At 74.1% G+C, this 26,274-nt stretch carries 25 protein-coding genes; 16 read left to right on the top strand and 9 right to left on the bottom strand.

What is annotated here, in order from left to right; all coding sequences use genetic code 11:
- Positions 1-15 precede the first annotated feature (15 nt).
- Entirely contained in the window at positions 16-552 is a 537-nt protein-coding gene (gene paaD / locus ACIQWA_RS04795; protein WP_402478173.1) for a 1,2-phenylacetyl-CoA epoxidase subunit PaaD, read from the top strand.
- Positions 553-1,677 carry a 1,2-phenylacetyl-CoA epoxidase subunit PaaE gene (paaE, locus tag ACIQWA_RS04790; protein WP_402478171.1) on the top strand — a complete coding sequence of 375 codons (1,125 nt, stop codon included), beginning with the start codon at positions 553-555 and terminating at the stop codon, positions 1,675-1,677.
- Between the two features lie 9 nt (positions 1,678-1,686).
- Here the strand turns inward: paaE and ACIQWA_RS04785 are convergent, their stop codons facing one another.
- Entirely contained in the window at positions 1,687-2,931 is a 1,245-nt protein-coding gene (locus tag ACIQWA_RS04785) for an NAD(P)-binding domain-containing protein (protein ID WP_402478168.1), read from the bottom strand.
- 116 nt (positions 2,932-3,047) lie between these two features.
- A complete protein-coding gene (locus ACIQWA_RS04780; RefSeq protein ID WP_360229844.1) occupies positions 3,048-3,419 on the bottom strand; it encodes a YbjQ family protein in 372 nt (123 codons plus the stop codon).
- Between the two features lie 123 nt (positions 3,420-3,542).
- On the opposite strand from ACIQWA_RS04780, the gene ACIQWA_RS04775 reads away from it, so the two are divergent.
- From ACIQWA_RS04775 to ACIQWA_RS04765, 3 genes are all read left to right on the top strand, one after another.
- Positions 3,543-4,472 (top strand): hypothetical protein, encoded by a 930-nt coding sequence (locus ACIQWA_RS04775; protein WP_402478165.1) that lies wholly within the window; start codon positions 3,543-3,545, stop codon positions 4,470-4,472.
- A gap of 69 nt (positions 4,473-4,541) precedes the next feature.
- Positions 4,542-5,063 (top strand): hypothetical protein, encoded by a 522-nt coding sequence (locus ACIQWA_RS04770; protein WP_402478162.1) that lies wholly within the window; start codon positions 4,542-4,544, stop codon positions 5,061-5,063.
- Positions 5,064-5,196: 133 nt separating this feature from the next.
- Complete coding sequence (locus ACIQWA_RS04765) at positions 5,197-5,925, top strand: aminoacyl-tRNA hydrolase (protein ID WP_402478159.1); 729 nt, start codon at positions 5,197-5,199, stop codon at positions 5,923-5,925.
- 168 nt (positions 5,926-6,093) lie between these two features.
- Here the strand turns inward: ACIQWA_RS04765 and ACIQWA_RS04760 are convergent, their stop codons facing one another.
- Genes ACIQWA_RS04760 through ACIQWA_RS04750 form a run of 3 tightly spaced genes read right to left on the bottom strand, consistent with a single transcriptional unit; the run spans position 6,094 to position 8,527 of the window.
- On the bottom strand, positions 6,094-6,840 hold the full coding sequence (locus ACIQWA_RS04760) for a hypothetical protein (RefSeq protein WP_402478156.1): 747 nt from the start codon (positions 6,838-6,840) through the stop codon (positions 6,094-6,096).
- Positions 6,841-6,863: 23 nt separating this feature from the next.
- The gene (locus ACIQWA_RS04755; RefSeq protein ID WP_402478154.1) at positions 6,864-7,613 is read right to left on the bottom strand and encodes a hypothetical protein; all 750 of its coding nucleotides are present in this window, start codon (positions 7,611-7,613) and stop codon (positions 6,864-6,866) included.
- Entirely contained in the window at positions 7,610-8,527 is a 918-nt protein-coding gene (locus ACIQWA_RS04750) for an ATP-binding cassette domain-containing protein (protein WP_402478150.1), read from the bottom strand. The genes ACIQWA_RS04755 and ACIQWA_RS04750 overlap by 4 nt, the downstream gene beginning before the upstream one ends.
- A gap of 697 nt (positions 8,528-9,224) precedes the next feature.
- Here ACIQWA_RS04750 and ACIQWA_RS04745 point away from each other — a divergent pair.
- The gene (locus tag ACIQWA_RS04745) at positions 9,225-9,947 is read left to right on the top strand and encodes a sensor histidine kinase (RefSeq protein ID WP_402479667.1); all 723 of its coding nucleotides are present in this window, start codon (positions 9,225-9,227) and stop codon (positions 9,945-9,947) included.
- 44 nt (positions 9,948-9,991) lie between these two features.
- Positions 9,992-10,651: a response regulator gene (locus ACIQWA_RS04740; protein WP_402479664.1), complete on the top strand. Its 660-nt coding sequence runs from the start codon at positions 9,992-9,994 to the stop codon at positions 10,649-10,651.
- A gap of 72 nt (positions 10,652-10,723) precedes the next feature.
- Here ACIQWA_RS04740 and ACIQWA_RS04735 read toward each other — a convergent pair whose 3' ends face one another.
- From ACIQWA_RS04735 to modA, 3 genes are all read right to left on the bottom strand, one after another.
- Positions 10,724-11,857 (bottom strand): ABC transporter ATP-binding protein, encoded by a 1,134-nt coding sequence (locus ACIQWA_RS04735; protein ID WP_402478147.1) that lies wholly within the window; start codon positions 11,855-11,857, stop codon positions 10,724-10,726.
- Between the two features lie 98 nt (positions 11,858-11,955).
- Positions 11,956-12,819 (bottom strand): ABC transporter permease, encoded by an 864-nt coding sequence (locus tag ACIQWA_RS04730; protein WP_402479662.1) that lies wholly within the window; start codon positions 12,817-12,819, stop codon positions 11,956-11,958.
- A gap of 101 nt (positions 12,820-12,920) precedes the next feature.
- Positions 12,921-13,787, bottom strand: a complete 867-nt coding sequence (gene modA, locus ACIQWA_RS04725; protein ID WP_402478144.1) for a molybdate ABC transporter substrate-binding protein — start codon at positions 13,785-13,787, stop codon at positions 12,921-12,923.
- Positions 13,788-14,143: 356 nt separating this feature from the next.
- On the opposite strand from modA, the gene ACIQWA_RS04720 reads away from it, so the two are divergent.
- The 9 genes from ACIQWA_RS04720 to ACIQWA_RS04680 all read left to right on the top strand — a co-directional run bounded on the left by ACIQWA_RS04720 (position 14,144) and on the right by ACIQWA_RS04680 (position 24,605).
- The gene (locus ACIQWA_RS04720; RefSeq protein ID WP_402478141.1) at positions 14,144-15,211 is read left to right on the top strand and encodes an RNA ligase (ATP); all 1,068 of its coding nucleotides are present in this window, start codon (positions 14,144-14,146) and stop codon (positions 15,209-15,211) included.
- 139 nt (positions 15,212-15,350) lie between these two features.
- Positions 15,351-16,715, top strand: a complete 1,365-nt coding sequence (locus tag ACIQWA_RS04715; protein ID WP_402478138.1) for a cytochrome P450 — start codon at positions 15,351-15,353, stop codon at positions 16,713-16,715.
- A 367-nt stretch (positions 16,716-17,082) separates the two neighbouring features.
- Positions 17,083-18,003: an MHYT domain-containing protein gene (locus ACIQWA_RS04710; protein ID WP_402478135.1), complete on the top strand. Its 921-nt coding sequence runs from the start codon at positions 17,083-17,085 to the stop codon at positions 18,001-18,003.
- A gap of 90 nt (positions 18,004-18,093) precedes the next feature.
- Positions 18,094-20,913: a nitrate- and nitrite sensing domain-containing protein gene (locus tag ACIQWA_RS04705; protein WP_402478133.1), complete on the top strand. Its 2,820-nt coding sequence runs from the start codon at positions 18,094-18,096 to the stop codon at positions 20,911-20,913.
- Entirely contained in the window at positions 20,910-21,320 is a 411-nt protein-coding gene (locus ACIQWA_RS04700) for a roadblock/LC7 domain-containing protein (protein WP_360229816.1), read from the top strand. Before ACIQWA_RS04705 ends, ACIQWA_RS04700 begins: the two co-directional genes overlap by 4 nt.
- Before the next feature lie 101 nt (positions 21,321-21,421).
- Entirely contained in the window at positions 21,422-21,832 is a 411-nt protein-coding gene (locus ACIQWA_RS04695) for a DUF742 domain-containing protein (protein ID WP_360229965.1), read from the top strand.
- 76 nt (positions 21,833-21,908) lie between these two features.
- On the top strand, positions 21,909-22,508 hold the full coding sequence (locus ACIQWA_RS04690; protein WP_402478130.1) for a GTP-binding protein: 600 nt from the start codon (positions 21,909-21,911) through the stop codon (positions 22,506-22,508).
- Positions 22,509-22,828: 320 nt separating this feature from the next.
- Positions 22,829-23,437, top strand: a complete 609-nt coding sequence (locus ACIQWA_RS04685; protein ID WP_402478127.1) for an RNA polymerase sigma factor — start codon at positions 22,829-22,831, stop codon at positions 23,435-23,437.
- A gap of 202 nt (positions 23,438-23,639) precedes the next feature.
- Entirely contained in the window at positions 23,640-24,605 is a 966-nt protein-coding gene (locus tag ACIQWA_RS04680; RefSeq protein ID WP_402478125.1) for a hypothetical protein, read from the top strand.
- Positions 24,606-24,705: 100 nt separating this feature from the next.
- Here ACIQWA_RS04680 and ACIQWA_RS04675 read toward each other — a convergent pair whose 3' ends face one another.
- The gene (locus ACIQWA_RS04675; protein ID WP_402478122.1) at positions 24,706-26,112 is read right to left on the bottom strand and encodes a cation:dicarboxylate symporter family transporter; all 1,407 of its coding nucleotides are present in this window, start codon (positions 26,110-26,112) and stop codon (positions 24,706-24,708) included.
- Between the last annotated feature and the right edge of the window lie 162 nt (positions 26,113-26,274).

The following is a 26,274-nucleotide window of genomic DNA, read 5'->3' as shown; positions in this document are numbered from 1 at the left end:
CCGGGCACTGTGGACATGGGCACTGCGGACACCGTCCGCGGGACGGCCTGGTCGGTCGCCGCGGCCGTCCCGGACCCGGAGCTGCCCATGCTCACCCTGGCCGACCTGGGCGTGCTCGCCGGGGTCGAGGTGGACGACGGCAGCGGCACGGTGACCGCCTGGCTGACGCCGACCTACTCGGGCTGCCCGGCCGTCGCCGAGATGGCCGCCGACGTGGACCGCCGGCTGCGCGCCGCCGGGTACCCGGACGTCCGGGTGCGGCTGCGGCTGGACCCGCCGTGGTCCACCGACCTGATCACCGCCGAGGGCCGCCGCAAGCTCGCCGAGGCGGGCATCGCCCCGCCGCGCCCGACCTCGGCCCTCGCGCCCGGCCCCGGACCGGTCCCGCTCACCCTCGGCCCCACCCGCGCGGGCGCCGCGGCCCCCGTGCCCTGCCCGCACTGCGGCGGCACCGACACGGAGGAGCTGTCCCGCTTCGGCTCCACCGCCTGCAAGGCGCTCTGGCGCTGCCGCGCCTGCCGCGAGCCGTTCGAACGCGTCAAGGAGATCTGAATGCCCGCCGCGACCCCTGTGACGGATCCCGTCCGCCCGGCCCGCCGCCCGAGCTTCCACCGGCTGCGGATCGACCGGGTGGAGCGGCTCTGCGAGGACGCCGTGGCGGTGACCTTCGCGGTGCCGGACGCCCTGGCGGCCGAGTTCGCGTTCCGTCCCGGCCAGACCCTGACCCTGCGCAAGCTGGTGGACGGCACCGACGAGCGCCGCTCGTACTCGATCTGCGCGCCGGTCGGCGGCCCGCTGCGGATCGCCGTCCGCGAGGTGCCCGGCGGGCTGTTCTCGCGCTGGCTGGTGCGCGAGGCCCGGCCCGGCGAGGAGGTCGAGGTGCTGACCCCGTCCGGCCTGTTCACCCCCGAACTCGGTGTCCCCGCCGACCACGTGCTGCTCGCGGCGGGCTCCGGCATCACCCCGATGCTGTCGATCGCCGCCTCCGTGCTGGCTGCCGACCGCCGCTCCACCGTCACCCTGCTCTACGGCAACCGGCGCAGCGACACCGTGATGTTCGCGGACGAGCTGGCCGACCTCAAGGACCGCTACCTCGGCCGGTTCCAGCTGGTCCACGTGCTCTCCCGGGAGACCAGGGACGCCGAACTGCTCAGCGGCCGACTGGACCCGGAGCGGGTCCGGGCGCTGCTGGCGGCGCTGGTGGACGTCGGCGCCGTCGGGCACTGGTGGCTGTGCGGGCCGTTCGGCATGGTCGCCGGGGCGAAGGAACTGCTCGCCGAACTGGCCGTGCCGGGGGAGCGGGTGCACCAGGAGCTGTTCCACGCCGAGGACGAGCCGCTCGCCGAGCGGGACGAGGACCTGGACGGTCCCGACGGCGCGGCCGAGGCCGCGGTCGGTGAGCGCAGCGAGGTCACGGTCGTCCTCGACGGCCGCGGCAGCACCCTCAGCCTCCCGCGCGACCGTTCGATCCTGGACGGCGCCCAGCGCTCCCGCCCCGACCTGCCCTTCGCCTGCAAGGGCGGGGTCTGCGGCACCTGCCGGGCCCTGGTCACCGAGGGCGAGGTGGAGATGCGCCGCAACTTCGCGCTGGAGGAGAAGGAGCTGGCGGCCGGCTACGTCCTCACCTGCCAGGCCCGGCCGGTCACCGACCGGGTCACCGTCGACTACGACCGCTGACCCGGGCCGTCAGACGGCGGCGGGGACGGGCGCGAGTGCGGGCGCGGGTACGGGTGCGGGTACGGCGGTGACGGGGACCGGATCGGCCGCGGATTCGGTCCCGCGCCCGGCCTCCCCGGCCTCCCCTGCCTTCCCGGCCTCCCCGGCCCGCCCGGTCGGGCCCCCGAGCAACTCGACCAGATCGTTGACGGCGGCGCGGCCCGCCCGGTTGGCGCCGATGGTGCTGGCGGACGGCCCGTAGCCGACCAGGTGGACGCGCGGGTCGGCGGTGGCGCGGGTCCCGGTGAGCGCGATGCCGCCGCCGGGGGAGCGCAGGCCGAGCGGGGCGAGGTGGCCGACCTCGGGGCGGAAGCCGGTCGCCCAGACGATCGCGTCCACCGCCAACTCCTGCTCGCCCCAGGCGACTCCGTGCTCGGTGAGCCGGTCGAACATCGGGCGGCGGTGCAGCGCGCCCAGCTCCTCGGCTCGGCGGTAGGCGACGGACGGGCCGAGGCCGGTCACGCTCACCACGCTGCGCACCGGCAGGCCCTGGCGGACCCGCTCCTCGACCTTGGCGACCACCGCGCGCCCGTACTCGGGGGTGAACGGGCCCTCGTGGAAGACGGGTTCGGAGCGGGTGACCCAGACCGTCTCGCCGACCGCGGCCACCTCGGACAGCACCTGGATCGCCGAGGCGCCGCCGCCCACCACCAGGACGCGCCGACCCGCGAACTCCTCGGGGCCGCGGTACTCGGCGTAGTGCAGCTGACGGCCCGCGAAGTGGCCGGGGTAGTGGGGGAGGAACGGGCGGGTCCAGGTGCCGGTGGCGTTGACCAGTGCGCGGGTGGACCAGGTGCCGCGGTCGGTCTCGACCAGCAGCCGGGAGCCGGGGCGATAGGACTCGGCGCGTACGGCGCGTACCGCGACCGGGCGCACGACCGGGAGCGCGTGCCGGGCCTCGTACGCCGTGAAGTACCCCGGCACCACCTCCCGCGCGCGGGCCTCCGGGTCGGGCGCTGGGAGCTCGGCGTCCGGGAGGTCATGGAAGCCGTGCACGGTGGCCATCCGCAGGGACGGCGAGCGGTGGGCCCAGGCGCCGCCGGGGGCGGGGTTGGCGTCGAGTACGACGAAGCCGCCGTCGACTCCTGCCCGGTAGCGGGCGAAGCCGCGGCGGCCGAGGTGGTAGGCGGCGGACAGTCCGGCCTGTCCGGCACCCACCACCAGGACGTCCACGCGCCGCTCGCCGGCCTCGTCTGTTGCACCGTAAACAGTCACGCACGTGAAACATCGGGCGGTCGGTGGCTGTTCCCCGCGCAGCCGGCCCTCAGAGCGGCGCGGCGTGGTGTGGCGTGGCGTGGGGCGCGGCGCGGTGTGGCGAGGGGCGCGGGGCCTCAGCCGATCGGCGAGATCACCGCGGCGGTGCCGTACGCGCAGACCTCGGTGCCGACGTCCGCCGCCGCCGTCACGTCGAAGCGCATCATCAGGACGGCGTTGCCGCCGCGCGCCTTGGTCTGCTCGATCAGCCGCTGCATCGCCTCGTTGCGGCTCTCGACCAGGGTCTTCGTCAGACCCCGCAGCTCGCCGCCGATCAGCGACTTGAGTCCGGCACCGATCTGGCTGCCGACGTGGCGGCTGCGCACGGTCAGCCCGAAGACCTCGCCGATCACGTGGTCGACCCGGAAGCCGGGGATGTCGTTGGTGGTCACGACCATGACGTCGGCGTTCGGGCCCTGCCCGCCGCCGTACTCGTTGATGTCAGCCATGGGCCCATCCTGCCCGCGTCGTGCGTCCGGGTGACAGAGACACGGCCGGGCGGTGGCCGAGAAGCTCTCCGGAAGCTGCTCCGGACCGGTGATCGGGCGGCCGAAAAGCCGTACCGTAGCCCCATGGGCGAGCGAAGCGATCATCCGCAGGGGCCGGGCGCGGCAGAGTACTCCGGCGCACCGGAGATCGAGGCGACGGTGGTGCTGGGCCTGCGGATCAACGACTGGCCGGCGCTGCGCGCGGCCGCGATCAAGGCCGTCGAGGAGCTGGACTTCGACGGCGTCGACCCGGCCGGCCAGCGCCGTGAACTGCTGCGCGAGGTGGCCGAGGACGCCAACGCGGCGCTCGGTGCGCTGCTCCACCCGGACCGGCTGGTGGCCGCCATCCCCGGGGTCGAGGCGATCGGCGGCACGCTGGAGATCAGCGTCACCGAGGACTTCACCCCGGACTTCGCCGAACTGTTCCCGCTGGACGGCGAGGACGAGGAGGGCGGCGCCGGTGCCGACTGGACCCTTACCCCGCGCACCGCCTGCCTGCTGCACGCCCAGCTGCTCGGCCTGGCCGACGCCGCCTACGACGACCTCGACGAGCACGGGGACGACCCGGTGGTCGACGGCGAGGACGTCGACTGGACGGTCTTCGCCCGGCTGCCCCAGCGCACTTGGCGGCTCCACCGGGGCTGGCGGCGCACCATGGCCCGGGCCTTCGACGACCTGGCCGACGACCTCGCACTCGGCGAATGGCCGCTGCCGCGCTGCCTCGCCGAGGAGCTCGCGCTGCGGATGGCCCTGGTGGACGCCCGGACGCTGCTGGGCTCCCAGCCCGAGTCGGTGGCCGACATGATGGGCGACCTGCCCGCCGACCTGTACGACTACGACTGGGACGGCTGTCACGACGAACTGTTCGGCGTGTACGGGCCGGACGACGGCGACCCGGAGCTCGGCGCCGAGCAGCGCACCGAGTTGCTGCTGGCCGCGACGCACCCCGAGGGCTGGTTCCTGATCTACGAGGACGCGGAGGAGCGGGACCCACAGCGCGGCTACCGGCGCTGAGCGGGCCGCCGGGCCTGTCCGGCCGACCTCGCCGGGCGGGACCCGCCGGACTGGCCCTAGGCTGCCGTCATGTCCGATGTATCCGATGTGTCTGATGTGCACGGTGTGTCCTCGGCGGAGTCCGGTCCGGACGGGGGTGCTGACGAGTCGGCGCTCGGCCGGATCGCACTCGGACTGAACGGTGTGCGGGCGGCGCAGCTCGGGCGGACCGCCGAGGCGCGGGCCAGCTTCGAGGCCCTCTGGGAGGAACTGGGCGAGCGGGACGTCTTCCACCGCTGCGTCCTGGCGCACTATCTGGCCGACCTGCAGGACGACCCCCGGGCCGAACTGGAGTGGGACCGGCGGGCCCTCGCGGCCGCCGACTCGCTGACCGCCGAGCGCGCCCGGACCTACGAGTCCGCGCTCCAGGTACGGGCCTTCTATCCGTCGCTGCACCTCAACCTGGCCTCCGACCACCTCAAGCTCGGGGAACCCGACCTCGCGCGCGAACAGCTGGAACGGGCGGTCCGGAGCCTGGACGCGCTGCCGGAGGACGCCTACAGCGCGGGGATCCGGGCGGCGGTGGACGAACTGCGGCAGCGGCTGCGCTGAGCGGGGCTGCCGGGCCGGGGTGGGGCGCGCGGTGCGCTGGCGGCTCGGGCACGGCTCGGGTGCGGGTGCGGGTGCGGTGCGAGGGCGCGGGGGCGGGCCGGGGCGGTGATGGCGGGGCTGGCATGCTGGACGGGTGACTTCTCCGTTCGATGCCCCGGCCCCCGCTCCCGCCCCCGGCGACCTTCCCGACCCCGAGGACCGCGACGCGCGGCCGCAGTACGTGCTGCCGCTGGTCGTCCGGCTGGAGAAGGCCACGCCGCCCGGGCGGACGGACGCGCTGGAGACCTCGGCACGGGCGGTGCTGACGCTGCTCGCCGACCCCCGGGTGACCGGGCCGGACGGGGAGTGGGCGGAGCAGGTCGAGGCCTGGGAGGACGCCCGGATCCGCAAGGTGGTCCGGCGTGCTCGGGGCGGGGAGTGGCGTCGGGCCGGGGAGTTGTCGGGGATCACGGTGCAGGGGCGGGAGGCGGAGGTGCGGGTGTTCCCGCCGATCCCCTTGGACGGCTGGCCGAAGGAGCTCGCCAAGTTGCAGGTCTCCGGGACGGACCTGGAGGAGACCGCCGAGGTCGGCGCGCCCGAGCCGGGACTGCCGGTGCTCTGGCTCAACCCGGAGCTGGAGATGAGCGCGGGCAAGACCATGGCCCAGACCGGGCACGCGGCTCAGCTCGCCTGGTGGCGGCTGGACGATGCGCAGCGCAAGGAGTGGGCGGAGTCGGGCTTCGCGCTCGCCGTCCGCACGGCGGAGCCGGGGGCGTGGGAGGAACTGGTGCGCAGCGGGCTGCCGGTGGTCCGGGATGCGGGCTTCACCGAGATCGCCCCGGGGAGCTGCACGGTGATCGCGGAGCACCCGGCGCTGCGGTGACGGGGCGGGCCGGCGGCGAACGGATGTCCGATGACAGATGACAGGTAACAGATAACAGCGAACAGATTTCGAAATCTGTTCGCTGTTATCTGTCATCTGTTTGTTGTCATCTGTTACCCGTCGCTGGCCCTGCTCTGCCCGCCCTCCTGTCGCCCGCCCGCCATCCCGCTACTCGCCCGAAGCCTGGTAGCGCTGCATCGCCCGTAGCCCGCCGTACACCGCCGCGGCCGTCCAGAGCGCCATGATCAGCAGGCCCGTCCAGTGGCCGTAGTGGATGCCGGGCTCGGTCTGGGTGCGCATCGCGTAGAGGCCGGCCCGGTCGGGCAGGAACTGGCCGATCTCACGCACGCCGGGAATCGCCGCCAGCCAGGTGGTGCCGAGGAACACCATCGGGGTGAGCAGGCCGAGCGCGGCGCTGAAGTTTCCCAGCATCGCGGTCAGTCCGAGGCAGATCAGCACCATCAGCGGGTGGTAGAGCACGCCGGCCAGGAAGCTGTGGGCCAGGCCCGGGGTGGAGAGGTCAAGGCCGGCGGTGGCGTCGAAGGCGAGGAAGGAGCCCGCCGTGGAGGCCAGCCCCACCAACAGGCCGAGCCCGGCGCCGAGTGCGAGCTTGGCACCGTACAGCTCGCCGCGCCGGGGGACGGCGGTGAGCGAGGTGCCGATCATCCGGGTGTTGAACTCCTGCCCCATCAGCAGGATGCCGAGGCAGGCCACGGCCACGTGGCCGAACAGCAGGCCGTAGAAGATCCCGCCGGCCGGGTCCTCGCCGGGGACATGGTCCTTCGCCGCGTAGGCGGCGTTGACGGCCGCGGTCACCCCGACGGTGAGGACAACTGCGGTCAGCGGTGCCGCCCACTGCGAGGGCAGGGTGGTGAACTTGATCCGTTCGGCGCGCAGGGCGTTGCCGAGGCTCATCCTCATCTCTCCTTCGCTCACGGTCACTTGGTGCGCTCCCGCATCGCCCGCAGTCCCCCGTACGCGGCCAGCGCCGTCCAGATCGCCATGATCGCCAGGCCGGTCCAGTGCCCGTACGCGAGCTGCGGGTCGTCGGCGTAGTGCAGCGCGTACTGGCCTGCCCGGTCGGGGAGGAACTGGGCCACCCGGCGCACCCCGGGCACGCCGCCGAGCAGCGGCGAGAGCAGGAAGACGGTCGGCGTCAACAGGCCCATGGCGGCGGTGAGATTGCCCAACAGTGCGGTCACCCCGAGGCAGAACACCACCAGCAGCGCCGGGTACAGCACCCCGGCGGTGGCCGCGCGGGCGAAGGCGGGGCCGTGCCAGTCGGCGGGCACGGTGGCCGCGTACCCGGCGTAGGAGCCCGCCGTGCCGAGCGCGCCCACGCCGAGGCCGATCAGGGCGCCCAACGCCAGCTTGGCGCCGTACAGTCGGCCGCGCCCGGGGACGGCGGCGAGGGAGACGTCGATCATCCGGGTGTTGAACTCCTGGCCGATCAGCAGGACACCGAAGGCGACCAGTGCCGCCTGGCCGAAGTTGAGTCCGTAGAAGATGCCGACGCCCGGGTCGTCGGTGATGCTGTGGTCCTTGTCGCCGAGTATCGCGCCGACGGCCGTGGTCGCGCCGACGGTGAGCAGCACGGAGAGCAACGGCGGGACCCAGAGCGAGCGGAGGGTGGTGAGCTTGACCCGCTCGGCCCGGAAGGCGTTGGCGGTGTACGGAACGGCACTCATGCGACGGACTCCGCCCGGTACTCGACGCTGTCCGCGGTCATCCGCATGAACGCCTCCTCCAGCGAGTCCTGTTGGACCGCGATCTCGTACAGCACCACGCCGTTGGCGGCGGCCAGTGCGGCGATCCGCTCGGGTTCGGCGCCGGTCACCTCCCAGGCGCCGCCGTCGACTTCGACGGCGTCGAGGCCGTGGCCGGGCCCGCCGAGCAACGCGGCCAGCTTGGCGGCGTCCACCGCCCGGACCCGGATCCTGGTGCGGCCGTGGCGGTCGATGAACTCGGCGGTGGCGGCGTCCGCGAGCAGTCGGCCGCGACCGATCACCACCAAGTGGTCGGCGGTGAGGGCCATTTCGGTCATCAGGTGGGAGGAGACCAGTACCGCCCGTCCCTCGGCGGCCAGTTCGCGCAGCAGGGTGCGGATCCAGCGGATGCCCTCCGGGTCCAGGCCGTTGACCGGTTCGTCCAGGAGCAGCACCGGCGGGTCGCCGAGCAGTGCGGCGGCCACCCCGAGGCGCTGGCGCATCCCGAGCGAGAAGCCCCGGATCCGTCGCCCGGCGGCCTCGGCCAGCCCGACCTGGGCGAGCACCTCGCCGACCCGTCGCGCCGGCAGGCCGTTGCTCGCGGCGAGCCAGCGCAGGTGGCCCTGCGCCGTCCGGCCGCCGTGCAGGGCCTGGGCGTCCAGCAGCGCGCCCACCTGCCGCAGCGGCTCGGCGAGTTCGGCGTACGAACGGCCGCCGACCAGGGCGCGCCCGGCGGTGGGGCGGTCCAGGCCGAGGACCAGCCGCATGGTGGTGCTCTTCCCGGCGCCGTTCGGGCCCAGGAAGCCGGTCACCACGCCGGGCCGGACCTCGAACGACAGGTCGTCGACGACCCGACGGCCGTCGTACTCCTTGGTCAGGCCCTGGATCTTGATCACGGCCGCTTTCCCCTCCTCGTCGCTGTCACCGTCCGTGTTCCGGTCGGCGGTTCCATTCGACCGGAACGGGCTGGTGGGCGGATCCCGCCGCAGCGGGGATTCGTCTCCCTCCCGGGAGGGAGACGGCGACAACCCGGCGGGGGAGCCGGGGCCGCCCGCTGAGCTGGCAGGATGGGGCGGTGCCACGAATGAACGCGTTCCGGAGCCGGGGCCGAGCGACCGCGATCCTCGCGCCGCTGGTGGCCGGTGCCACCTACGCCCGGCTGCTGCACCTGCTGGTGGGGTGGATCTTCGCGGGCGTCGTCCTGATGTCTACCCGGGGACGTACCAGCGGAGCCTCGGCTCGATCCTGACGGCGGCCGTCTCGCTGGACGTCGTCCTGCTCGGGCTCGTCGCCCTCATCCCGGCGGCGCGCCGCGCAGAGGGCGTGCAGGCGCGACTGCTGCTGGTGCCCGACCGCGAGGAGGACATCGGCGTCGAACCCTCCGGCACCTGGGCCGACCGGCGCCGTACGGCGGCCTGGTTGATCGGGCGGGTGGCGCTCGGTTCGGCGATCGGCTTCGCCACGGTCTTCGGCCTCGCTCCGGTCTTCGACCTGCTGACCGGTCCGCGCGGCTTCTGGTACCTCCCGCTCGCCCCGGTGCCGGCGCTCGGCTACGGCTGGCTGGTGGTCTGGGCTGGCCGCCTCCAACTCGCCATGGCCGTGAGGCTGCTGGGGCCGTCCCCGGCGGAGCGGCTGGCGGAGGCGGAGCTTCGGGCCGAACGGCTGCTGGAGCGCAACCGGTTGGCCCGCGAGCTGCACGACTCCATCGGCCACGCACTGACGGTGACGGTCCTCCAGGCGGGGGCGGCGCGCGAGGTCGGGGACCCGGCCTTCGCCGCCAAGGCGCTGGAGGTCATCGAGGAGACCGGGCGGCAGGCGATGGAGGACCTCGAACGCACCCTCGTCCTGCTGCGGGAGACCCCGGCAGGCGGCGCGGCGCGGAACGGGGCGGCCACCGAGCAGCCCGGCATCGACCAGCTGCCCGCGCTGTTCGACACCGCCCGCGCGGCCGGCAGCCCGGTCGAGGCGAGCATCGAGATACCCGCCGGGGTGCTGCCCGGGGTGCTCTCGCGCGAGTCCTACCGGATCGTCCAGGAGGGCGTCACCAACGCGCTCAAGTACGCGCCCGGCCAGCCGGTCGATGTCCAGATCGCCGTTCGGGAGGGGCAGTTGGAGCTGCGCTGCGCCAACCGCCTGGTGGCGGCGCCGAGCCGGGGCGGCCCAGGCCGGGTCGGCTCCCGCAGGGGAGGCAAGGGGCTGCGCGGCATCAGGGAACGGGCCGCGCTGCTCGGCGGTGAGGCCATGGTCGGGGCGGGCGGCGACGGGGGAGCGGAGTGGGTGCTCGACGTCCGGCTGCCCCTACGCTTGGGCTCGTGACGAATGATCTTGCAGGCGACGGCAGGACGGCAGGCGGCGCGGGCATGACCGACATCCTGCTCGCCGACGACGAGGAACTGGTCCGGGCCGGGATGCGGGCCGTACTGGAGGCCCAGGGCGACCTGCGGGTGGTCGGCGAGGCGGGCGACGGCGCGGAAGCCGTGTCCCTGGCCCGCGCGCTGCGCCCGCGAGTGGTGCTGATGGACGTCCGGATGCCCGTCATGGACGGCCTGGCGGCCACCCGCGAACTGCTGCGCCCCGGCCCGCCGGGTGAGTTGCCGCCGAGGATCCTGGTCGTCACCACCTTCGAGAACGACGACTACGTCTACCAGGCGCTGCGCGCGGGCGCCGACGGCTTCCTGCTCAAGCGCAGCCGCCCGGCCGAGATCGTCCACGCGGTACGGCTGGCGGCGGCGGGCGAGTCGCTGCTCTTCCCGGCCGCGATCCGGCAGCTGGCCGCCGGGCACGGCAACCCGGCCGCCCGCGCGGCCATGGAGCGGGCGGCGCTGACCGGGCGGGAGGCCGAGGTGCTGCGGATGATGGCGCGCGGGCTCAGCAACGGGGAGATCGCCGAGCAGCTGGTGCTCGGGGTGCAGACGGTGAAGACGCACGTCAGCAGCGTGCTGGCGAAGCTGGGCGCGCGGGACCGTACCCAGGCGGTGATCGCCGCGTACGAGTCGGGGTTCGTCGAGCCGTCGGAGTAGGCGCGCTCAGGCGCGGCGTCGTCCGGCGGGCCGGGGCGGTACAGGGCGCTCCGGCGCCGGGGTCGGGCCGGGTCAGGCCGGGTAGGCGTGAGTCTGGGTGGCCTTGACCGAGGCCCAGACCGGTGTTCCCGGTGCCAGCCCCAGTTCGGCGACGGCGGCCGGGGTGAGGTCGGCGGCCATCGGCAGGGTTCCGGCGAGTTCGGCGCGCACCTGGTCGCCGTGCAGGTCCAGGCCGGTGACCTCGGCCTGCCACAGGTTGCGGGCGCTGGACCGCGGCCGCTCCCGGTACAGGGTGACGGCGGCGGGCGGGAAGGCGACGAACGCCGGTCCGGACAGCTCCTCGGTGGTGGTCAGGACGGTGCCGTCCGGGAGGGTGACCAGGGTGCCCTCGGCCCGTCCCTGGTACAGGTTGAGGCCGACCAGGCGGGCGATGTAGTCGGTGCGCGGACGCCGGGCGACCTCCGCCGGGCTGCCGGACTGCACCTCGCGGCCGTCCTCGATCACCACCAGCCGGTCGGCCAGCACCATCGCGTCCAGCGGGTCGTGCGTCACCAGCACCGCCACGGCCTCGAACTCGGCCAGATGGCGCCGCAGTTGGGACCGTACGTCGAGCCGGGTGCGGGCGTCCAGGGCGGCCAGCGGCTCGTCCAGCAGGAGCAGCCGGGGGCGGACGGCCAGGGCCCGGGCCAGCGCCACCCGCTGGGCCTGGCCGCCGGAGAGCCGGCCGGGGCGCACCGAGGCGTGGCCCGCCAGGCCCATCCGGTCCAGCCAGGCCGCCGCCTCGGCCCTGGCCTCGCGCTTGGGGCGGCCCTGGCAGCGCGGGCCGAAGGCGACGTTGTCGAGCGCGCTGAGGTGCGGGAACAGCAGGTAGTCCTGGAACACCACGCCGACCGGTCGCCGCTCGGCGGGGGTGTGCAGGCGCCGGGCCGGTTCCTCCAGGACGTGGCCGTCCAGGCGAAGGTGGCCGCCGGTGAGCGGGAGCAGGCCGGCGAGGGCGCGCAGCGCGGTGGACTTGCCGGCGCCGTTCGGGCCGAGCAGGGCGATCACCTCGCCGGGGGCGGCGGTGAGCGCCAGGTCGAGGGCGAACGCGGTGCGGTCGACCCGCAGGTGGGCGTCGAGGGCGGCGGGCGCGGCCCCGACCCCCGGTGCGGGGACGGGGACGGGGACGGGGGCAGGGGCGGCGGCGGAGGGCGGTTCGGGGGGCATCGGTTCGGCCGTCCTGTCGGCGTCCTGGGTGTGGGGGCGTCCGCCCGGGGCCGGGGCCGGGGCCGAGGCCGGGTCTGGGTCCGGGATCGGGGCCGGGGTCATGGGGTCGACATCCAGCGGTCGCGCAGGCCGACCAGGACGGCGACGGAGACCACCAGCAGTACCAGCGACAGCGCGATCGCCGCCTCCGGGTCGGACTCCATGGCCAGGTAGACGGCCAGCGGCATGGTCTGGGTGCGGCCCGGGAAGTTGCCCGCGAAGGTGATCGTCGCGCCGAACTCGCCGAGCGCCCGGGCCCAGGCCAGGACGGCTCCGGCGGCGATCCCGGGGGCGATCATCGGCAGGGTGACCCGGCGGAACGCGGTCAGCCGGGAGGCGCCCAGGGTCGCGGCCGCCTCCTCGAAGCGGGGATCGGCCGCCCGCAGCGCGCCCTCCACGCTGATCACCAGGAAGGGCATCGCCACGAAAGTTTCGGCGATCACCACCCCGGTGGTGGTGAAGGGCAGGGTGATGCCGAACGCCGAGTCCAGCCAGGAACCGACGATGCCGCGTCGGCCGAGCACCAGTAGCAGCGCCACACCGCCCACCACCGGGGGCAGTACCAGCGGCAAGGTGATCAGCGCCCGGATCACCCGCCGGCCGGGCAGCTCGGTACGCGCGAGCAGCCAGGCCAGCGGGACCCCGAGGACCAGCGACACCGCGGTGGCGGCCGTCGCGCAGATCAGCGAGAGCCGCAGGGCGTCCCAGACGGCGGTGCTGGTCAGCTGCTCGGACAGGCCGCTCCACGGCGCCCGGACGAGCAGCCCGACCAGTGGGAGGATCAGGAACGCCAGGCCGAGCAGCGCCGGGAGCAGCAGTGTGACCGGGACGCGCTGTGCGCCGGGGCGGCGCGGGCCCCGGCGGCGGCCCGGCAGGGCGTTCGCGGGTCCTGCCGGTGCCGGGGCTGCGTCGTCCCGGGTGATGCCCGCACCGGTGTCGGTACCGGTGTCGGAGCTGGCGCCGGTGCCGGTGCCGATGCGGGAGCCGGAGTCCCGGTTGCGGTCGCTGCCGGTGGTGCGGTCCGTCACGGCGCCTGGAAGCCCGCCGCGGTCAGCACCTGCTTGGCCTCGGGGGACCGGACGTAGGCGACGAAGGCGGCCGCGCCGTCCTTGTTCGGCGCCTTGGCGAGTGCGGCGATCGGGTAGTCGTTCACGGCCTTGGCGGCCTCGGGGAAGTCCACGCCGTCGATCTTCGCAGCATCGGCCTGCACATCGGTCTTGTACACCAGCGAGGCGTCGACCTCGCCGAGCTCGACCTTGGTGAGCGCGCCCTTGACGTCCTGCTCCAGGGTGACCGGGGTGAGGTCGACGCCGGCGGCCTTCAACGCGGTGAGGGCGGCGGCGCCACAGGGCACCTCCTTCGCGCAGAGCGCGACCTTCACGCCGGAACCGGTGAGGTCCTTGAGGCCCGCGAGGTGCTTGGGGTTGCCCTTGGGCACGGCGATGGCGAGGGTGTTCTTGACGAAGGTCGTCGGCTGGCCGCTCGCGCCGCCCGCGTCGGTGACCGTCTTCATGGTGGCCGGGCTGGCCGCGGCGAAGACGTCCGCCGGTGCACCGGAGTTGATGCTGGTGGCGAGGGCGGAGCTGCCGCCGAAGTTGAAGGTGACCTTGGTGCCCGGGTTGGCGGCCTCGAACTTCTTGCCGAGCTCGGTGAAGGTCTCCTTGAGGGAGGCGGCGGCGAACACGGTGATGGCGCCCTTCGCCTTCGGGGCGGTGGCTCCGTCGGTGCCCGCCGCGCCGGTGGCGCCGGTGGCGGCGGCGGTCGCGGCCGAGGAGGCGGAGCCGGAGGACTTGCCGCCGTCGCTGCCGCAGGCGGTGGCCCCGAGGCTGAGGACGAGGGCCGCAGCGGCGGCGACGGCGAGTCTGCGGGTGGGGGTGGTGCGAGTGCTCATCGGTGCTTCCCCTCCAGGGTTCGCGCCGGAAGGGGCGCGGAGGTGTGGCCGCAGGTGCGGCCATTACGGCGATCATAGTGCCGCAGATGCGAGCGATAAATCGTCTGTCACATCGCACAGCGGGGGTGGGGCGACGGTCTCGGGGCTGCTGTGCGAAGGCTCAAACGTGCACGGACGGTTCGGTCCGGAAGGGCGGCAGGTGGAAGGACGGCCGGCGCAAGGGCGGCCGGTGGAAAACCCTTCGCATCCGGGCAGGTGGAACGGTCAGAGTGGGCGACAGCCCGTAGGCGCGGCCGACCGTCGGCCGCCCGGGCCCGATGGTCGATCCGAACGGATCAACGGGGAGGAGTCCGCCCATGTCCACGCTGCGCGTCACCGCCGAGAAGCTGGTCATCCTGGAGCACCCGAACGCCGACGCGCTGGAGTTGGCCCAGGTCGGGCTCTATCGCGCGGTGGTGGCCAAGGGCTCCTACCGGACCGGCGACCACGCCGTCTACATCCCCGAACAGGCCGTCCTGCCCGAGGAGTTGATCGAGGAGCTGGGGCTGACCGGCAAGCTGGCGGGCAGTGCGGCGAACCGGGTCAAGGCGGTACGGCTGCGCGGGGAGCTGTCCCAGGGCATCGTCTGCCGGCCCGGCGCGCTGGCCGGAACCGACCTGGCCGGGGCGGCCGAGCGGGGCGAGGACTTCGCCGACCTGCTCGGGATCGTCAAGTGGCAGCCGCCGGTGCCGACCTCGATGAACGGTGAGGTCCTCAGCGCGCCCGACCTGCTGCCCTGGGTGGACATCGAGAACCTCAAGCGCCACCCCGACGTCTTCGAGCCCGGCGAGCCCGTGGTGCTGACCGAGAAGCTGCACGGCAGCTGCTGCCTGGTCACCTACACCGCCGCCACCGGCGAGGTGCACGTCTCGTCCAAGGGGATCGGCGCGCAGGGGCTGGCGCTCGCCGAGGACGAGCGCAACCTGTACTGGCGGGCGGTGCGCGCGTACGACATCCCGGCGGTGGCGGCCCGGTTGGCCGAGCGGCTGGGTGCCGAGCGGGTCGGCATCTTCGGCGAGGTGTTCGGCGAGGGAGTGCAGGACCTGACGTACGGCGCCTCCGCGCGCACCGAGCGCCCCGGGTACGCGGCCTTCGACGTGTCGGCCGTGCTGGACGGGCAGCTGACCTGGCTGTCGGCCGCCGAACTCCTGGACGGCGAACTGCCGTTGGTGACCGAACTGTGGCGCGGGCCGTTCGACACCGCGACGGTGCTGGCGCATGCGCAGGGCAAGGAGGCGCACTCGGGGCGTGAACTCCACCTGCGTGAGGGCGTGGTGGTCCGGCCGGTGGTCGAGCGCTGGAGCCCGGTGCTCGGCGGGCGGGCGATCGCCAAGGTGGTCAGCGACGCCTACCTGACCCGCAAGGGTGGCACCGAGTACGAGTGATACGAGTGAGCGGACCGGGCCGGCGGCGTGGGTCGGCGGCCCGGTCCCTCCGCGCGGCTTCCCCGGCTGAATACCCGTCAGTAAGGTTGAAGGGCCGCCGAGCGCGCGTCAGCGCCGAGGAAGTCCAGAAGGAGTGCCGATGGCCACCGCAGCCGCCATACCCGGACCGGCCGGGAACCCCCTGGTCGGGTCGCTCTTCGACCTCACCCGCCGTCCGCTGCGCACCTACCTCGCGGCCCGGCGGGACCACGGCGACGTGGTGCGCATGGTGGCCGGGCCGCCCGGGCTGCGTGTCGAGTTCTACGGGGTGTTCTCGCCGGAGGGCGCCCACCAGGTGCTGGGCAGCGAGGCGGCGAACTTCCGCAAGGAGAACAGCTTCTACGACGAACTGCGGACCAGTGTCGGCAACGGGCTGCTGACCAGCCAGGACGAGGTCTACCAGCGTCAGCGCCGACTGGTCCAGCCGCTGTTCACCCGTCGCCGGGTCGACGGCTACGCGGAGGCGCTCGCTCAGGAGGCGCAGGCGCTCGCCGAGCGCTGGCGGGCGGTGCCGGGTGGGGTGGTGGACGCTGCGGAGGAGATGTCGCGGTTCGCGCTGCGGGCCGTCGCCCGGATCCTCTTCGGCGCCGACGTGGAGGAAGCGGTGGAGGTGGTGAACCGCAGCTTCCCGGTGCTCGGCGAGTACATCAAGGAGCGAGGCTTCGCGCCGGTCCGGTTCCCGCGCACCTGGCCGACGCCGGGCAACCGGCGCGGCCTGGAGGCGCAGCGGGCGCTCTACGAGGTCTGCGACCGGATCATCGCGGAGCGGGCGGCGCGCGGGGGCGGTGACGAGGAGGCGGACGACCTGCTGACGCTGCTCGGCCGGGCGCGCGGCGAGGACGGCGAGCGGCTGGATCCGGCCGAACTCCGGGACCAGGTCCTGGTGTTCCTGCTCGCCGGGCACGAGACCACGGCCACCTCGCTGGCCTTCGCCCTGCACCTGCTGGCCAAGCACCCGGAGCAGCGCAAGCTCGCCCAGGAGGAGGCGCGGACCGTTCTGGCCGGGCGGGTGCCGACGGCGGCGGACCTGGAGCGGCTGCCGTACATCACCCGGGTGATCAAGGAGGCGATGCGGCTCTTTCCCGCGGCGTCGCTGATCGGGCGGCGGGCGGTCGAGGAGACGGTCATCGACGGGTACGTGATCCCGGCGGGGGCACAGGTCGTGGTCGCGCCGCTGGTCACCCAGCGGCACCCGGACCACTGGGCCGAGCCCGAGCGCTTCGACCCGGACCGGTTCCTGCCGGAGGAGGAGAAGGCGCGGCACCGCTACGCGTGGTTCCCGTTCGGCGGCGGGCCGCGGGCCTGCATCGGGCAGCACTTCTCGATGCTGGAGTCGGTGCTGACCCTCGGGGTGCTGCTGCGGGACTTCGACCTGGAGGTGGTGGACCGGCGGGTGGCGCTCGTGCAGGGGATCACGCTCCGGGCGGCGAGCGCGATGCGGGTGCGGGTCACGGCGCAGGGCTGACGGCGCTGGGATGACGGCGCTGGGCTGACGGGAACGGCTGACGGGTTTCAGAGTTCAACTTTCAGAAGACAGATAACAGATTTCAACATCTGTTATCTGTCTTCTGTCTTTTGTTTGCTGTCAGTCGCCCGGGTGCCGCTGGGCACAGGACCGGGTCATTCGAACACAGCGGCCGCGCCGCGCGTGCAGCTTTTCAGATCTTCGCCTGGCCGATTCCAGCTGCTCGATAGCGTCCCACGCACCCCAGGCCGGAAGCGCACATGCGACGGGCATATGCCCGTGCGCCCGTCGGATGCAGTCCGCCCGGCCGGGGGTGCCCGGGAGTACCGCATTCCGCCCCGGGCCCGACCGGTCGACCGGAGGTCCCATGGGAGCCCTCAACCAGTTCAGCTTCGGCTGGCTGACCCCCGTCCTCTCCTACGCGATGGCCTGCGCCGGTGCCGCCCTCGGGTTGCGCTGCACCCTGCGCGGCCTGGCCGCCACGGGCGCCGCCCGTCGGAACTGGCTGCTCACCGCAGCCGCCGCGATCGGCTCCGGGATCTGGACCATGCACTTCGTCGCCATGTTCGGCTTCGCCGTCGACGGAACCGAACTGCGCTACAGCGTGCCGCTCACGGTGCTGAGCCTGCTGGTCGCCGTACTGGTCACCGGCCTCGGCCTGACCGTGGTCTGCTACGGCCGGCACCGCGGCCTCGCTCTGCTGGGCGGCGGCTGCACCACCGGCGTCGGTGTCGCCGCGATGCACTACCTCGGCATGGCCGCCGTCCGGATGCACGGCGGGCTGCGCTACGACGGCGGGACGGTCGCACTCTCCGTCCTGGTCGCGGTCGGTGCCGCCACCGCCGCGCTCTGGGCCGCCGTCACCGTCCGCAACGGGTACGCCGCGGCCGCCGCCTCACTGGGCATGGGCCTGGCCGTCAGCTGCATGCACTACACCGGCATGGCGGCCGTCCACGTCCAACTGGATCCCGCCCGGGCCGGGTTGGGCGGGGTCAGCCCGATGGAGTTCGTCTTCCCGCTCGCCGTCGGCCTCGGCTCGTTCCTCTTCCTGGCCTCCGCCTTCGTCGCGCTCTCCCCGACCACCCAGGAGCGGGCCGGCGACCTGACAGCGGGGGAGCTGGCGATCGAGGAGTTCGCCGACCCCGCCGCCCGGCCCGGCACCGAGCCGGGCGCCGCGTCCTCGGGCACCGCGCTCACAAGCCTGTACGGCCCCGCCGCGGACGGTTTCGACCCGGCCGGCCCTGCCCCGGGCGGGCGGGATCCGTACGGCCGGGACCGCGCGGCCTGAGCCTGCTTGTGCCGCCTGAGCCCGTCCGCGCCGCCCGAGTCTGTTCGTGCCGCCCGAGCCCCGTCGCCCTTGCCCGAAAGGCTCCCGTCCATGCGAGAAGTCCGTGGCACCACCCCTGGCGCCCGCCGGGGTGCCCACGCCGGACCGCCCGCTCGCTCGTCGCGCCCCGGCCCCCGACTGCGCGGGCTGCGCGGGCCGTTCGGACTGCGGGGGCTGCGTCCCCGGAGCGTGCGCGCCCGGATCATCGCCCTGCTGATGGTCCCGGTCGTCTCCGTCATCGCCCTCTGGGGCTTCGCCACCGTCACCACCGCCCAGGGCGTCTGGGACCTGCTGCGCCTGCGCGACGCCCAGCGCAGCCTGCTCACCCCCGTCGCCGACACCGTCGCCGGCCTGCAGGCCGAACGCGCCGCCGCCGGAGAGCTGTTGGCCGGTCCGGGCCTCGTCCCGGGGACGGTGCCCGCCGCAGGGCGGGAGAGTGCCCTGCGCGAGGCCGCCGCCGCCACCGACCGGGCGCTCACCCCGCTGTTCCCCGACCCGCGCCGCCCCGGCCGGGGCTACAACCGGGCCGATGCCCAGGGCCTCGGCGCCGACGCCGCTGCCCGCCTGGACGACCTCGGCACCGCGCTCGCCGCCCTGCCCGAACTGCGCGGCAGGGTGCTCACCCGGAGCGTGGGCTGGTCCGAGGCGTACGCCGCGTACGGGGCGGCCGTGGACCGGGCGCTGGCCGTGTCCGGTGCCGTCGCCGCGCCGCGCGACGGCCACCCCGGGGCCGACTCGCGGGCGCTGCCGGAGCTGGACCGCACCCGCGAACTCCTGTCCCGTGAGGACGCGTTGCTGCGGTCAGCCGAACTCTCCGGCGGGCTCGGTGACGACCAGCTGCGGGAGTTCTCCGGTGCGGCCTTCGCCCGTCGCGCGTTCGAGCAGGGCGCGACGGTCGGTCTCGGCCACGCCGACCGGGAGACACTGCTCGTCGTCACCGACGGCCCTGACCACCGGGAACTGGTGGGTTACGAGGAGGAGGTCCGTACCGCCGCCGACGGCCGGTCGGCCGTCGCCGCGGTGCCGGCGGACCGGTGGGCGGCGGTGGCCGGGAGCGTCGCCGCCGGGCTGCGCGACGTTGCGGACCGGGCCGGTCGGCTTGCCGCCGAACAGCAGAACCCTTACGCACTGGGCCTGTTCACCCCGTCCGGGATCGCCGTACTGCTCGGGCTGCTCGGGGTGGTCGCCTCGCTGGTGATCTCGGTGCAGATCGGCCGCGGCCTGGTCACCGAGCTGACCGGCCTGCGTAACACGGCACTTGACCTTGCCTGGCGCAAACTCCCGTCCACCATGCGGAAGTTGCTTGCTGGCGAGGAGGTGGACATCGAATCCGAGGCGCCCCGGCCGGTGGGCCGCGACGACGAGATCGGCCAGGTGCACCGGGCGCTCGGTACCGTGCAGCGGGCAGCTGTCACGGCGGCGGTGGAACGGGCCGAGGTGCTGTCGGGAGTGTCCGGGGTGTTCGTCAACCTCGCGCGCCGCAGCCAGGTCCTGGTGCACCGCCAACTCACCTTGCTGGACAGCATGGAGCGCCGCACCGAGGACCCGTCCGAGCTCGCCGACCTGTTCCGGCTGGACCACCTGACCACCCGGATGCGCCGCCACGCCGAGGGGCTGATCATCCTCTCCGGTGCGGCTCCCGGCCGGGCCTGGCGGCGGCCCGTCCCGCTGGTGGACGTGGTGCGGGCGGCCGTCTCGGAGGTCGAGGAGTACGCCCGGGTCGAGGTGCACCCACTGCCGCGCGCCGCCGTCGTCGGCCACGCCGTAGCCGACCTCACCCACCTGGTGGCCGAACTGGTCGAGAACGCCACCGGGTTCTCCCCGCCGCACACCAGGGTGCACATCCGCGGTGAACAGGTCGGCAACGGCTACGCGTTGGAGATCGAGGACCGCGGTCTCGGGATGGGGCCGGCCGCGCTGGCCGCCGCCAACCGGCGGATCGCCGCGGCCGAACAGACCGACCTGTTCGACAGCGACCGGCTCGGCCTGTTCGTGGTCAGCCGGCTCGCCCGGCGGCACGACGTCCGGGTCTCCCTGGTGACCTCCGCGTACGGCGGCACCACTGCGGTGGTGCTGCTGCCCACCGGACTGTTGGCCGACGAGCGGGGGGAGCCGGGGCAAGGCCAAGAGCCGGTACCGGAGTTGGACATCACGCCGGAGCCGGAGCCCGAGTGGGTGCCGGATCCGGCGGGGGACGGAGCGGAACCCGCCCTCCCGGGCAGCGGGGTGGCGGGGACAGAGCTTCCGGCGGCGGGTGGGCCGCTGCCGGAGGGCGGGGCGCTGCTGCCGTTCGGAGCCCGGGGCGTCGACCCCGGGCCGGGGCACCGCACCCCCTTCCGGGCCTCCAGTGCCCGGACTGCCGGACCGGCTGCGGACGGAGGCCCGGGTGCGGGCGCCCGCCCGCAGCCCGGTCCGCCGCAGCCCCAGCACGGCGCCTCCGCACCACCGACGGGCGCGTTTCCGAGCGGGTCACTGGGCGAGGTGCCGGGCGAGCGCGGATTGGTGGACGGTCCGGAGGAGTTGCCGCGCCGGGTGCGCCGGGCGAATCTCGCCCCGCAGCTGCGGGAGGCGCCCGCCGCCGCCCCGTACGGCCGCCGCGGAGTCACCACCGGAGTCACCACCGGAGCCGGAGCCGGAGGCGGAGGCGGGGGCGAAATCGGTACGGGGCCGGTGGCCCGCAGTCCGGAGGAGGCGCGGGCGGCGATGGCGGCCTTCCAGCACGGCTGGGCCCGCGGCCAACGGCCCGAAGTCCGGCCCGGCACCTCGCCCGTCACCTCGCCCGGCACCCCGCCCGACGCCCGGCCGGAAGCCCGGCCGGGCTTCCGGCCCGGAGCGAGACCCGATACCCGAACCGAAGGAGACCGGTCGTGATCGGCACCACCCACCGCGCGGGGGAACTGAGCTGGCTCCTCGACGAGTTGGTCCAGCGCGCCCCCGAGGTCCGCTTCACCGTGATGCTCTCCGCCGACGGTCTGGCCATGGGCAGTTCGGCCGGTCTGGCCCGGGAGGACGGCGAGCACCTGGCGGCCGTCGCGGCCGGGTTCCACAGCCTCGCCAAGGGTGCCGGGCGGCACTTCGGTGCGGGCGAAGTCCGGCAGACCATGGTCGAGTTGGAGGGCGGCTACCTGCTGGTCGCGGCGGCCGGGGAGGGTACCTGCCTGGCCGTGTTCGCCACCGCGCGGGCCGATCTCGGGCTGGTCGCCTACGAGATGGCCAGACTGGTCCGCCGGGTCGGTGAGCACCTGAGCGCCCCGCCCCGCACGGTGCACGGAGGGTGAGCTCGGTGCCCCAGCCGGACCGCCCGGACCACCGGGCGGAGCACGCCTTCCACCCGTACCACCGGCGACATCCGGAGCACCCGAGGGCCGACCCCGACCGGCTGCCCCGGAACCCGCTCGCCGCCGCCCACCGGGCCCACTGGTACGACGACGAGGCCGGACCGCTGGTCCGCCCGTACGCCATGACCAGGGGCCGGACCGGGAGCGGTGAGCAGCAGTTCGACCTGATCGCCGTGGTGGTGTCCGAGCTGCCCGACCCGGCGCTCGCACCGGACGCGGCCGAGCTGCCGATCGGTCCGGAGCAGGCGCGGATCCTCCGCCGGTGCCTGGGCACACCGCTGTCCGTGGCCGAGCTCGCCGCCGACCTCGACCTGCCGGTGGGCGTCGTGCGGGTGCTGCTCGGCGACCTGCTGGCGGCCGGGCTCATCCGGGTCAACCGCCCTGTGCCGCCCGCCCTGCTCCCCGACGAACGCATCCTCCAGGAGGTCATCCATGGGCTCCGCGCACTCTGACCAGCCGTCCGGCCGTCATCACCCCGCCGGTCCGGGCCGCCCGATCAGCCGGTGGCCGTCCACCCCGGTGGGGCCGGTGGACCAGTCCGACTCCGTGCTCGCGCTCAAGATCCTGGTGGCGGGCGGGTTCGGGGTAGGCAAGACGACGCTGGTCGGCGCGGTCAGCGAGATCCGTCCGCTGCGCACCGAGGAGCGGCTCACCGAGGCCGGGCGCGGGGTGGACGACCTGGACGGGGTGGAGCGTAAGTCCAGCACCACGGTGGCGATGGACTTCGGCCGGATCACCATCCGCGAGGGCCTGGCCGTCTACCTGTTCGGAACCCCGGGGCAGGACCGGTTCTGGTTCCTCTGGGACGAGTTGGCCCAGGGGGCGCTCGGTGCGGTGGTGCTCGCCGACACCCGTCGGCTGACCGACTGCTTCCCGGCCGTGGATTTCTTCGAGCACCGCGGCATCCCCTTCGTCGTCGCGGTGAACCGATTCGCCGGGACGCGCGAGTACGGCCCGGAGGAGGTCGCCCGCGCGCTGGACCTGGACCCCGGTACGCCGGTGCTGCTCTGCGACGCCCGGCAGCGCGCCTCCGGCAAGGAGGTGCTGATCAACCTGGTCGAGCACGCCGGCCGGGTGCACGCCGCCCGGCTGCTGGCAGAGGTCTCGCCGGCGGCGACCGGCGGCTGACGGAGGCTGGACGACGGACGACGGCGAACGGATGGCAGGGAACAGGTGACAGATGACAACGAACAGAAAACAGATGACAGCTGACGGATAACAGATTTTGAAATCTGTTATCCGTCAGCTGTCAGTGGTCATGCCCTCCGGCCGGCCCGGCGGTGGGGAAGGTGAACGCCCGCTCCGTTCGGCCGATGACGAGTTGCACACGAATGACTGCGCAGGGTGAGAGGACGGCTTATGATGTGACCTGTGTCACAACATGTCCGGTAGGGGTGGGAAACGGCCCCAACTGGGCGTTCGGGGTGCCGATTTCCGGGGAGAACGGCATGGCGGAATGCAACGAGCGGTGTGCGGGCGGACCGCGCAAGGACTTCGGCCCGGGGCCGACGGAAGGCCAACCGGTGGACCGGTCGGCGGACTTCAACCGCTTGTTCACCGAGCTGCTGCCCAGACTCCAGCAGGCGGCCGCGATGCTCGCCGGGAGCCCGCTCGCCGCCGGTGACGTAGTCCACGACGCGTACCTGCGGATCGCCCGCCGCCCGGAGCGCTTCCTCAGCCACCCGCAGCCGTACGCCTACGTGTTCACCACGATGACGAACATCCTGCGCGACCAGTGGCGCCGGGAGCGCCGTCGGGCGGCGCTGCGCGAGTTCCCGGAGTCGGCCGAGGCCGCGGGACACGGGCGGGCGGCGGCGTTCGGCCCGTCGCCCGGTGGGATGGCCGAGTTGCAGGCGCGCTGGGAGGTGGTCCGCCTGCTCGGCTTCCTGACCGTCAAGCAGGCCCGCGCCGTGGTGCTGGTGGACCTCGACGGCTACTCCGTCGACGAGGCCGCCGAGTTGCTCAGCCTGCACCGCAGCACCCTGGCCGTCACCCGCCGCCGCGCCCACGGCCGGTTGCGCGCCGTCCTGGAGCACGAGCGCAGGCAGGACCCCTGACGGCCCGGCCGCCCGCCGAAGCCGCCGCCCGCTGAGCCCGAGCGCTGAGTCCGAGCGCTGGGTCCGAGCGCTGGGTCCGAGTGCTGAGTCCGAGTGCCGAGGCCGCCCGCCAGGGCAGTCCCCCGACGTGCAGACCCGCCCCGACGCACCGAGCCGACGGCAAGTCGGCTGATGCGCCACCCCGGCCCGTACGCTGAAAATCGTGATCACGTACGAGGACCACAGCGTCCGCGCCCTGGCCGAGGACGGTCGCTGGCCCGAGCTGCTCGCCGCCTACCGGCAGGGCCGGGCGGCCGCCGTCGTGCAGGCCGGTGAGCGGGCCGCGGTGGCCCTGACCGCGCCGCTCGGCCATCTGATCGCCTACGCGGCGCCGCCCGAGCTGGCCGTCCGGCTGTTCGACACGGACGGTGGCGCGGGGACCTCCGCCGGGGTGGCGGACCACGACGCCGGTCCGCTGTGGGAGGTGCTGGCGACCCGTCACTCCTGGCTGCGGCTGGCCCCGCTGCTCGGTCCGGCCCCGGTGCGCCGCCTGGTGGCGCACACCAGGGTGCTGCTCGGCGAGGACCTCTCCTACGGTGCCGAGCCCGACCCCGAGGGTGTGCCGCTGCGCCTGGAGCCCTGGGAGAAGGCGGGCTGGGACGAGGCCGCCCGGGTGCGCGAGTACCTGCCCGGCGGGGGAGCGCGCAGCGCGGTGCTGACCTTGCCGGCCAGCCGGGAGGGCCTGGGCCAGGTCGACCTGCCGCGGTCGTCGGCCCGGCCGGGCGGTCAGCGGGTCACCCGGGGCCTGGCGGAGCTGGCCGCGCTGGCGCCCTGGGCGGAGGTGGTCTGCGTCCGCGGTCAGGCCCCGTCGGCGGCCGCAGTGCTGGCCCGGGGCCGGCGGGTGCTCGGCGGGTTCCTGCCGTTCGCACTCGCCTACCCGGCGCTCGTGCAGGCCGCCGCGGTGGGCCGGACGCACGGTTGCGCCCACGGCCGGCTGAGGCTCTGGCGGGCGCTGGGCGCGATGGCCGGGGCGGACGGCCCGAACCGCCGGGAGGTGGACGCCCTGGTGGCCCGGATGCGCTGCTTCACCTGGCATGAGCCGGCCGCCGGGCTGCGCCATCTGCACGTGGCGCTGGAGGACCCGGCCAGCGGGGTGGCCTGGGCGGTCAGCGGCTCGCAGGAGTTCTGACAGGAGTTCTGACAGGAGTTCTGACAGGAATGGGAAGCCCCCGGTCCGGCGCCGTTTCCGGGGATGGTGGTGGCGCCGGACCGGGGAGTCGTGGGAGTGCTCAGACGGTGGCTGTCGTCGTGGCTGCCGTCGTGCCCGCCGTCACGGGCGCCGCGGGGACGGCCTCCGGTTCGGGGGCGGCGCTGCCGTGGCCGTCGACCAGGGTCAGCTCGTCGAAGGGCAGCTCGCCGTCCAGCACGCGGCGGGCGCGCTCGGCGTCCAGTTCGCCGGTCCAGTGCCCGATCAGCACGGTTGCGACGGCGTTGCCCGCGAAGTTGGTGAGGGCGCGGGCCTCGGACATGAACCGGTCGATGCCGACGATCAGGCCGACCCCGTCCACCAGTGCGGGCTTGTGCGACTGCAGTCCGCCCGCGAGGGTGGCCAGCCCGGCGCCGGTGACCCCGGCCGCGCCCTTGCTGGCGATCACCATGAAGACCAGCAGCGAGAGCTGTTCGCCGATCGACATCGGCTTGTCCATCGCCTCGGAGATGAAGATCGAGGACATGGTGAGGTAGATCGCGGTGCCGTCGAGGTTGAAGCTGTAGCCGGTCGGCACGGTGATGCCGACGACCGGGCGGCTGACGCCCAGGTGCTCCATCTTGGCGATCAGGCGGGGCAGCGCGCTCTCGGAGGAGGAGGTCGAGAGGATCAGCAGGAACTCGCGCCCGAGGTACTTGAGCAGCGCGAACACGTTGACCCCGGCGACCAGGCGCAGCAGGGCCCCGAGCACCACGACGACGAACAGCGCGCAGGTGACGTAGAAGCCGATCATGATCACGGCGAGGCTCTTCAGCGCGTCGACGCCGGTCGCCCCGACCACCGCCGCCATCGCCCCGAAGGCGCCGATCGGCGCGACCCACATGATCATCGACATGATCCGGAACACCATCCGCTGCAGGTGCTCGACGCCGCGCAGCACCGGGGCGCCGACCGGTCCCATCGCCTGGAGGGCGAAGCCGGCCAGCAGTGCGACCAGCAGGGTCTGCAGCACCTTGCCCTGGGTGAGGGCCGAGAACAGGGTGTCGGGGATCATCCCGAGCAGGAAGTCGGTGGTCGACTGGGCGCCGCCGGCGGTCGCCTGGGCGTGGCCGGACTTGGCGAGCGCGGCGGTCAGGTGCAGGCCGCCGCCGGGCTCCAGCAGGTTGCCGACGACCATGCCGATGGCCAGGGCGATGGTCGACATGGCGAGGAAGTAGCCGATGGCGAGGCCGCCGACCTTGCCGACCTTCGCGGCCTTGGTGACCGAGCCGATGCCCAGCACGATGGTGCAGAAGATGACCGGGCTGATCATCATCTTGATCAGGTTGACGAACCCGGTGCCGATCGGCTTCAGCTCGACGGCGAAGCCGGGGGCGGCCAGCCCGACCACCACGCCCGCGACCACCGCGGCGATCACGGCGAGGTAGAGGTAGTGGGTCCGGTCCTTGCGTCTGGGTCCCCCCGCCGTGGCGGTCTCGGTGGTCGACATCTGCGGCTCCTTCGCCCTGCAGTCCTGGCGGCCCCGGGTGGTGGGCCGATCCGACTATGAGGTCCGGGCGTGACGGAGGTCACGTTTGCGTTCATAGAGTTCACGGCGGGACGGGAACGAGCCGGGGAGCCCGGAGCCCCTCGGGTGTGCGGGGCCGTGGTG

The sequence above is a fragment of the Kitasatospora sp. NPDC098652 genome (assembly GCF_044760155.1).
GTDB lineage: Bacteria > Actinomycetota > Actinomycetes > Streptomycetales > Streptomycetaceae > Kitasatospora.
Note: the sequence above shows the minus strand (reverse complement) of the source record. Positions and strands in the feature narration are given on the sequence as shown.